The sequence below is a fragment of the Acidiphilium sp. PM genome, from assembly GCF_000219295.1.
Classification (GTDB): Bacteria; Pseudomonadota; Alphaproteobacteria; order Acetobacterales; family Acetobacteraceae; genus Acidiphilium; species Acidiphilium multivorum.
The window spans coordinates 1-8651 of the sequence record NZ_AFPR01000068.1 but is presented as its reverse complement, the minus strand read 5'-3'; the positions used below and the strand labels follow the sequence as shown (position 1 = coordinate 8651).

The window sequence follows — 8651 nt, the reverse complement described above, 5'->3', positions numbered from 1 at the left end:
CCTCGCCGTCTTCGCGCTCGCCGGCATTCTCCTCGGCGCCATCCGCCCGGCCGAGCTGCGCCTGCTCCTGCGCCGCCCCAAACCCGCCTGAACGGCGCTTGACCGGGCCGCCGAAGCGCGCTGATACAGCGGCCATGGCACGCATATTTTCGGGCATCCAGCCCACCGGAATCGCGCATCTCGGCAATTATCTCGGCGCGATCCAGAACTGGGTCGCGCTGCAGGAGGGCAACGAGGGCATCTACTGCCTGGTCGACCTGCACGCGCTCACCGTCTGGGTCGAGCCCGAGGCGCTGCGCCAGCAGACGCGGGTGAACGCCGCCCTGCTCGTCGCCTGCGGCATCGACCCCGCCCGCAGCATCCTGTTCCACCAGTCGGCGGTGCACGCCCATGCGCGCCTCGCCTGGATCTTCAACTGCGTCGCCCGCTTCGGCTGGCTCAACCGCATGACCCAGTTCAAGGACAAGGCCGGCAAGGACCGCGAGGCCGTCTCCACCGGCCTGTTCGTCTATCCCAACCTGATGGCCGCCGACATCCTCGCCTATCACGCGACCGAGGTGCCCGTCGGCGAGGACCAGAGCCAGCATCTCGAACTCGCCAACGACATCGCGCAGAAATTCAACCACGATTACGGGGTGGAATTCTTCCCCGCCATCACCCCGCGCATCATCGGCGGCAGCGCCCGCATCATGAGCCTGCGCGACGGCACCAGGAAAATGTCGAAATCCGACACCTCGGACCAGAGCCGCATCAACCTCACCGACGATGCCGACGCCATCGCCCAGAAGATCCGCCGCGCGAGGACCGACCCGGAACCGCTGCCCGAGCGCCCGGCGCAGCTCGACTCCCGCCCCGAGGCCCGCAACCTCGTCGGCATCTACGCCGCCCTCGCCGGCATCACCGCCGAGGAGGTGCTGCGCCAGCACGCCGGCAGCGGCTTCGGCCCGTTCAAGGAACGGCTGACCGAGCTCGCGGTGCAGAAACTCACCCCGATCGGCGCCGAGACCAGACGCCTCGCCGCCGATCCCGCCGAGATCGACCGCATGCTCCAGGCCGGCGCCGCCCGTGCGGCGGCCATCGCCGAGCCGATCGTCGCCGAAGCCGAGCGCCTCGTCGGCCTGCTGCCCGCGCGCTGAACCGAAAACGCCCCCGGTTCCGGCCGGGGGCGCATCGTCAATCTTTGAACTTCAGTGGCTTAATGCCCGGAATTCGCGCCGGAGAAATCCGGCGCGAGGCCCGAGGCCGCGAGCTGCGAGGCGAGGATCTGCTTCAGCCGCGCCAGCCCCTCGGCCGACCCCGCCTCCGCCCGCGCCACCAGCACGGCCTGGGTGTTCGAGGCCCGCAGCAGCCACCACCCGTCCTCGGTCGTCACCCGCACCCCGTCGGTCTCCGACACGGTGGCGCCATCCGCCCGCAGCCGCTCGGCCACCTCGGCCACCACCTCGAATTTCCGGTCCTCCGCGCAGTCGAAGCGCAGCTCCGGCGTGTTGATCACCTGCGGCAGGCTCTTGCGGAAGGCGGAAACGCTCTCGCCGCTCCGGTTCACCGCGTTCAGCACGCGGATCGCGGCATAGATCGCGTCGTCGAACCCGTACCACTTGTCGGCGAAGAAAATGTGGCCGGACATCTCGCCCGCCAGCGGCGCGCCGGTCTCCGCCATCTTCGACTTGATCAGCGAATGCCCGGTCTTCCACATCAGCGGCGTGCCGCCCGCGGCGGCGATCTGGTCGAACAGCACCTGGCTCGCCTTCACATCGGCGATGATCATCGCCCCCGGATGCGCCGCCAGCACGTCGCGCGCCAGCAGCACGAGGAACTGGTCGCCGAACAGGATCTCGCCGGTATCGTCGACGATGCCGATCCGGTCGGCGTCGCCGTCGAAGGCGATGCCGATATCCGCCCCCTGCTTCTTCACCGCGGCGACCAGCTGCTCGAGGTTCTTCGGCACCGTCGGGTCCGGATGATGCGCCGGGAACCGCCCGTCGATCTCGGCGTTCAGCACCATGTGCCGCCCCGGCAGCGCCTGCACCAGCCGCGCGACGATCTCGCCGGCGGCGCCATTGCCGGTATCCCACACCACGTTGAGCATCCGGTCGCCGCCTTCCCAGTCCTCCAGCAGCCGGGCCAGATACGCGTCGCTGACATCCTTTTCCTCGACCGAACCCTCGCCTTCCGGCTCCACATTCCCCGCCGCCGCCAGCCGCCCGAGCTCCTGGATCTGCGCGCCGAAGAACGGCTTGCGCCCGAGCATCATCTTGAAGCCGTTGTAGTTCGAGGGGTTGTGGCTGCCGGTCACCATCACCGCGCCATCGGCCTCGGCGACGGTCGCCGCGTAATACAGCATCGGCGTCGGCCCGCAGCCGATATCGGTCACCTGCATGCCGCTGGCGACCAGTCCCGCGATCACCGCCCGCGCCATCGCCGGCGAGGAGAGCCGCCCGTCGCGGCCCACGATCACCCGGCTGCCGCCCTTGCGCGCGACCATCGAGCCGAAGGTTCGCCCGATCGCGAAGGCGTCCGTCTCGTGCAGCGTTTCGCCGACGATGCCGCGAATATCGTATTCGCGCAGCGTGCTGGCGGGGAATTGATGCGAGAAACCGGTCTTGTCATGCATCGGAATAAGCCTTCAGGAAGTGACGGATCGACGGCCCCAGGTCCGGACGCACCAGACCGAAGGCAATCTGCGCTTCCAGATAGCCCGCCTTGTCGCCGCAGTCGAACCGCCGCCCCTCGAATTTCAGCCCGTGGAACGGCGCCGCCCCGATCATCTTCGCCATCGCGTCGGTCAGCTGCACCTCGTTGCCGGCGCCGCGCTCCATCCGCGCCAGATGGCCGATCACCTCCGGCAGCAGCACGTAGCGCCCGATGATCGAGAGATTCGACGGCGCCTCCTCGCGTTTCGGCTTCTCGACCAGCCCCTTCACCTCCACGAGATTCCGCTCCGTCGCCCCGGTCTTGAGCACGCCGTAGCGGTGCACCTGCTCCATCGGCACCTCCTCGACGGCGACGACATTGCCCCCGGTCGCCCGGTAGGCGTCGGCGAGCTGGCCGAGGCAGGGGGTCTGGCTCAGCACCAGGTCGTCCGGCAGCAGGATGGCGAACGGATCGTCGCCGATGAAGGCCCGCGCGCACCAGATCGCGTGGCCAAGCCCGAGCGGCACCTGCTGGCGCACCGTCACGATCGAGCCCGGCTCCATCACCTCCTCGTGCAGCATGTCGAGCGCGTCCTGCTTGCCGCGCTCGGCCAGCGTCGCCTCCAACTCGAAGGCGATGTCGAAATGGTCGATCAGCGCCGTCTTGCCGCGTCCGGTGACCATGCAGAACTGCTCGATCCCGGCCGCCCGCGCCTCGTCGATCGCGTACTGGATCAGCGGCTTGTCGACGACGGGCAACATCTCCTTGGGAATCGCCTTGGTGGCCGGGAGAAATCTCGTCCCCAGGCCGGCAACGGGAAGAACGGCTTTTTTCAATGGTTTGATCGGCAAAACAACCTCCCGGACTATCATAGGGCGCGGGATGCGCGGTATCGAATGGACGCCTTCCGGACCTTGTGGCAGGTGTGACGTCCAACTTCACTGCCACGGTGCGACGCGGCGGACAAGAACACGCGAGGAAGGCCAAAACATGGCGGAATTGGTGAAGCTCGGCCACAGTTTCGAGACCGATCACGTTTTTCATGAAAGTGCGTCCCGGGCTTTTGCCCTGCTGGTGGGCGACACCAACCCGATGCATCACGACGAGGCGAAGGCGAAAGCCTCGCGCTATGGTGGGCTGATCGTCAGCGGCACCGAGACCACGGCGCGGATGATGGGCCTCACCGCCGCGCATTTCGCCCGTCTCGGCCCGACCGTCGGCATGGAGTTCAGCTTCCGCTTCCGCCGCGCGGTGCCGATGGGCGCGCACGCCCGCATCCGCTGGGAGGTCACCGAGCTGGACTACAAGCCCGGCCTCGGCACCATCGCCATCTGCGCCGGCACCCTCACCCTGCTCGAATCGGGCGAGGTCGCGGTCGAGGGCACCAGCAAGGGCGTCCTGCTCGAACGCTGAGCCGCGCTCACCCCGCCGGATGCTCCGGCACCGGCGCGCCGGTGAGCCAGGCCCGGATCATCGCGTTCACCGATTCGGGCGCCTCCTGCTGCACCCAGTGCGACACGTCCGGCAGGTAACGCAGCGTCAGGTCGTCCACCAGCGCCCCGGTCCCCTCGGTCAGCTCCCGGCCGAGCGCGACATCCCGCTCGCCCCAGATCATCAGCGTCGGCACCGCGAGCCGCTTCGCCGGCGCGAGCCCGCGGAACGGGTTGCGGAAATTCGCCCGGTACCAGTTGATCATCGCGGTCAGCGCGCCGGGGATCAGCGCGTTCTGCCGGTAGACCTCCAGCACCTCGTCGGGAAACCGGCTCTTGTCGATCGCGGCGCCGCGAAACGCCCGCGCGATCCAGGCGGCCCGGTTCGCCGCCAGCACCCGCTCCGGCCAGCGGGGGATCTGGAAACCGAAGATGTACCAGGAGCGCCGCAGCTGCTTCCAGGTCCTGAGCCCGCGCGCGAACAGGTACGGATGCGGCATGTTCATCACGATGAACCGCTCGACCGGCCGCACCCCGTTCAGCACGAACAGCCAGCCCAGCGCCCCGCCCCAGTCATGCGCGAGCAGCACCACCCCCTCGTCGATCCCGCGCGCCTTCGCCGCGTCGATCAGCCCGGCGACGTCGCGCAGCAGATGCGAGATGCGATAATTCTCCACCCCCTCCGGCCGCGAGGAGTGCCCGTACCCGCGCAGATCCGGCGCCCAGGCGGTGTAGCCAAGGCTCGCCAGCAGCGGCAGCTGGAACCGCCAGGAGAAGCGCGATTCCGGGAACCCGTGCAGGCAAAGCGCGAGCTTCTTCCCCGAACCCACTGAATCCACGACAAATTCGAGCCCGTTCGCCGGAACCCTGATCGTCTCTGTCGCACCGTCCATGCCCGTCTCCCGGCTCCGTCCACCCGTTCAGCGATCGGCATCACCCGGCCGGGTGATGCCCCGTCACCGGCAGGACGGAGGAGAAAGGTTCAGAGTTTCTCGACCTGCCCGTATTCGAGTTCGACCGGCGTCGACCGCCCGAAGATCGAGACCGAGACCTTCACCCGGCCCTTGTCCTCGTCGATATCCTCGATCACGCCGTTGAAGCTGGTGAACGGCCCGTCGGCCACGCGCACCTGCTCGCCGATCTCGAAGACCACGGCGGGGCGGCGATGCTCGGTGCCTTCCTGCACCTGCTGCAGCATGCGCTGCGCCTCGGCCTCGGAAATCGGCGTCGGCTTGAGCTTGGTGCCGAGGAATCCGGTGACCTTCGGAATGTCGCGCACGAGGTGCCAGGCGTCGTCGGTCATTTCCATCTTCACCAGCACGTAGCCGGGGAAGAACTTGCGCTCGGCGTTGACCTTCTGGGCGCGGCGGATCTCCACGACCTCCTCGGCCGGGACCATCACCTGCTCGATCTGGTCCGCCAGCCCCTTCTGGGCCGCGGTTTCCATGATCTGGGTCGCGATCTTCTTCTCGAACCCGGAATACACATGCAGCACGTACCAGCGTTTTGCCATGACCCTACCTCAATTCCCGACGCCGAACAGCAGCCGCATGCCGAACCCGATCACCTGGTCCACCACCAGGAAGAAGACGATGGTCACCACGACCATCGCCAGCACCACACCGGTGGTCACCAGTGTCTCCTTGCGCGAAGGCCAGGTGGTCTTGGACGCTTCGCTGCGCACGTCGCGCAAGAACTTCGCCGGGTTGAACGCCAATGTCTGAGTGCTCCACGAAAAACAAGAATCGCTGCCGGCGCCGGCCCTCGGGTTCCGGCTGGCAGGGGTGGAGGGTCTCGAACCCCCAGCCTCCGGTTTTGGAGACCGGCGCTCTAGCCAATTGAGCTACACCCCTGCGGGCTCGGACTGCCCGCACACCGTGCGCGTCCATCCGCCTTCCACAACGACCCGGCCCCGCTGTCAAGAGCGCCAGCCCGACCGGATGCCGCGCGCGTGCCCCGCACGGCCATTTCGGCAGCATCCATGCCCGTCCCCCGCACGAGGCATGCCGCTTCGACAAGGAACCGGGGCCAGTGTCCCGCCCCTGAAATTCGCAGGTGAATTTCAGGGACGAGCAGGCCGCTAAATCATTGATTTTCTAGCATCCACCCGTGCCCGCCGCGTCGGATCGCGGCCATGGTTCCCGGCGCTCGACAGCTCCTCGCGAAGCCCCCACCGATAAACGAAGCCGTCGATGAACCGCTTGTCGTCAGCGGGACAATCCAGCGCCAGACCTTCCCCGGCAACCATCGCGGCGGCCACGTTCAGCCCGCGTTCGCGATGGTATCGGGCCACGTGATGGAGCGGCTCGGCCCGGTGCGGGCGCTGACCGCAAGCGGCCAACGCGCTCCGCAGGAACGCCCCGTCGTCCCCGCGCCGCCGGCAGCAGCGCGCCTCCCGGAGTCGCGCAGACTACGCCTCCTCGTCCATCCGCCCGGCATCCCGGCAGCTCTGCGCGAGGCAAAAGACACGCCGGCGGCCTTCCGGCGCGCGGGCGAGCGCCACGCTCATGACGGGCAGAGATTTCGTGTAGTCCGCATCGCCAGCTTCTGAAATCGCAGCGATCGCCATCAATCATGAATGACTCCGGAAATCCAGGATTTACTTGAGAAAATGCGCACGAACGCGCCGGTGACTGTGGCCCGCCCCGTCTGAAATTGTTCAGATCAAGAATAATTTGATACAATCCGAAATATTTTATCAAATTAAATTAAATAATTATTAATTCATTATGTTGATTTAATATAATTCGTCCAGAAAAATGAGAATAAGCATGATTAAGTATACGGTCCACGCTTCTGGTCCATTGCGAGATTCTGCTGCAACAATACCATTTGTCCAAATCGCCCTCCGCGCATTTTTTATAATATCCGTTTCACTTCTAACCCTTGCACCAGGATATGTTTGGGCAAACGGTGGAGATGGAGGGGGAGGAATCAATTCCGGCCTCGCAGCAACCCTCGGTCTCGCGCCCGCCGGCGCGGGTGGTACCGGCGGCGCGACAACTCCGACATCCGGTCAAGCCGCTGGAGTGCAAGGAAGTCAAAGCGCCGTCGGCGTGGTCACTAACGGTCTGGGCACGGGCGCCGGAGGCGGCGGGGGCGGCGGCGTCAATTTGTCCGATGGCATCGGCGGCGCCGGTGGAAATGGCGGAAACGGCAACCTTCTGCTGTCCATTCTCAGCACTTCTCCCGGCGGCACGGGCGGTAGCGGCGGTTCCGTTGGCAGCAATGCCACGCAGATCGACAACGCCGGCGCGGTTGCCGGCGGGGCGGGCAATGCCGGAACCGACGGAACCGGCACGCTCAATCTTCTCGAAGGCGGAGGTGGCGGCGGCGGCGGCGCGGGTGGGTCAGGCCTCGTTGTGACCGGAAGCGGAAGCTCCAGCAACTCGACGACCGGCACGATCACCGGAGGGGCCGGCGGTCATGGCGGCAGCGGCGATGCCAGCGGCAACTCGGGTGGTGGCGGCGGCGGTGGCGGGTCCGGTGGCGTGGGGCTGCTTCTCACGGGCGACGGCAGCTTCAACAATGCCGGGCAGCTTGCCGGCGGCACAGGCGGCTTCGGCGGCACCACCGATAATGGCGGCGGCGGCTCGGGGGGAGATGGCGGACTGGGAGCCGCCCTCACCAATGGGGGTAGTCTAATCAACTCCGGCAGTATTTCCGGTGGCAATGGCGGGATCGGCGGCGCCAGCACGGGCGGGAATGGTTCATTTGGCAATGGTGGCGCCGCAATCACCGGAACAAACCTCTCCATCATCAATAGCGGAACGATTTCAGGTGGTCTGTCCGGGAACGGCAGCACGCGCGCCGAAGCCATTCAGTTCACGGGCGGCACGAATTCTCTGGAGATCCGCACGGGTTCCAATATCATCGGCAATGTGAACGCCACAGCCGGAACCAACGCCCTTATCCTGGGCGGCACGGTGAACGACAGCTTCGATACGTCGACGATCGGATCTCAATATCTCGGCTTTTCCGCCTATCGGAAGACCGGCAACGGCACCTGGGCCCTGACGGGCTCCACCTCTGCGGTAACACCGTGGACAATCGATGCGGGCACGTTATCCATCTCGGCGGCAGGCAGCCTGGGCGCGGCGGGCAGCAGCCTCACCTTCAACGGCGGAACTCTTCAGTTTTCCAACACTTTCGATCTTGCGAGCGGAAACGCCATCGTGCTCGCGGCCGGCGGCGGGTCCATCGACACGAATACCTTCGACACGAGCATATCGCAGCCGGTCTCCGGAACCGGAAACCTCATGGTCTATGGCCTCGGCCAGCTGACTCTTGCTGGAGCCAACACATATTCGGGCACGACAACGATCGGCAACGCAACCACCCTGAGCCTTGGCCTTGGTGGCGCAATTGCCGATTCATCCGACGTCGTCGACAATGGCGCCTTCGATATTTCAGCCACCAGCCATGGTGCATCCGTTACCGGTCTCACCGGGACCGGCACCGTATATCTCGGCAACCAGACCCTGACCCTGACCAGTGCAAGCGGAATTTTCTCCGGGAACATCTCTGGAAGGGGAGGCCTTGTCCTGACAGGCGGCACCGAAACCCTCGCCGGAACCAGCACCTATG

At 66.2% G+C, this 8651-nt stretch carries 8 protein-coding genes, 1 tRNA gene and 1 pseudogene; 3 read left to right on the top strand and 7 right to left on the bottom strand.

What is annotated here, in order from left to right; translation table 11 throughout:
- Positions 1–134 precede the first annotated feature (134 nt).
- Positions 135–1136: a tryptophan--tRNA ligase gene (gene trpS / locus APM_RS02465; RefSeq protein ID WP_007421774.1), complete on the top strand. Its 1002-nt coding sequence runs from the start codon at positions 135–137 to the stop codon at positions 1134–1136.
- 59 nt (positions 1137–1195) lie between these two features.
- On the opposite strand, the gene pgmG is transcribed toward trpS, so the two are convergent.
- Together pgmG and galU are read right to left on the bottom strand one after the other, a co-directional pair.
- Positions 1196–2614 (bottom strand): phosphoglucomutase/phosphomannomutase PgmG, encoded by a 1419-nt coding sequence (pgmG, locus tag APM_RS02460; protein WP_007421773.1) that lies wholly within the window; start codon positions 2612–2614, stop codon positions 1196–1198.
- Entirely contained in the window at positions 2607–3506 is a 900-nt protein-coding gene (galU, locus tag APM_RS02455; protein ID WP_035188603.1) for a UTP--glucose-1-phosphate uridylyltransferase GalU, read from the bottom strand. Before galU ends, pgmG begins: the two co-directional genes overlap by 8 nt.
- A gap of 118 nt (positions 3507–3624) precedes the next feature.
- On the opposite strand from galU, the gene APM_RS02450 reads away from it, so the two are divergent.
- Positions 3625–4047 carry a MaoC family dehydratase gene (locus tag APM_RS02450; RefSeq protein ID WP_007421771.1) on the top strand — a complete coding sequence of 141 codons (423 nt, stop codon included), beginning with the start codon at positions 3625–3627 and terminating at the stop codon, positions 4045–4047.
- Positions 4048–4054: 7 nt separating this feature from the next.
- On the opposite strand, the gene APM_RS02445 is transcribed toward APM_RS02450, so the two are convergent.
- From APM_RS02445 to APM_RS21970, 5 genes are all read right to left on the bottom strand, one after another.
- Positions 4055–4957 carry an alpha/beta fold hydrolase gene (locus tag APM_RS02445; protein WP_007421770.1) on the bottom strand — a complete coding sequence of 301 codons (903 nt, stop codon included), beginning with the start codon at positions 4955–4957 and terminating at the stop codon, positions 4055–4057.
- Between the two features lie 89 nt (positions 4958–5046).
- On the bottom strand, positions 5047–5577 hold the full coding sequence (nusG, locus tag APM_RS02440; RefSeq protein WP_007421769.1) for a transcription termination/antitermination protein NusG: 531 nt from the start codon (positions 5575–5577) through the stop codon (positions 5047–5049).
- A gap of 9 nt (positions 5578–5586) precedes the next feature.
- Positions 5587–5781 carry a preprotein translocase subunit SecE gene (gene secE, locus APM_RS02435; RefSeq protein ID WP_007421768.1) on the bottom strand — a complete coding sequence of 65 codons (195 nt, stop codon included), beginning with the start codon at positions 5779–5781 and terminating at the stop codon, positions 5587–5589.
- Positions 5782–5840: 59 nt separating this feature from the next.
- Positions 5841–5917: transfer RNA gene (locus APM_RS02430), tRNA-Trp, on the bottom strand.
- A 557-nt stretch (positions 5918–6474) separates the two neighbouring features.
- Entirely contained in the window at positions 6475–6633 is a 159-nt protein-coding gene (locus APM_RS21970) for a hypothetical protein (RefSeq protein WP_158004986.1), read from the bottom strand.
- Between the two features lie 487 nt (positions 6634–7120).
- On the opposite strand from APM_RS21970, the pseudogene APM_RS22515 reads away from it, so the two are divergent.
- Positions 7121–8651: pseudogene (locus tag APM_RS22515) on the top strand (transporter); the annotation flags it as partial.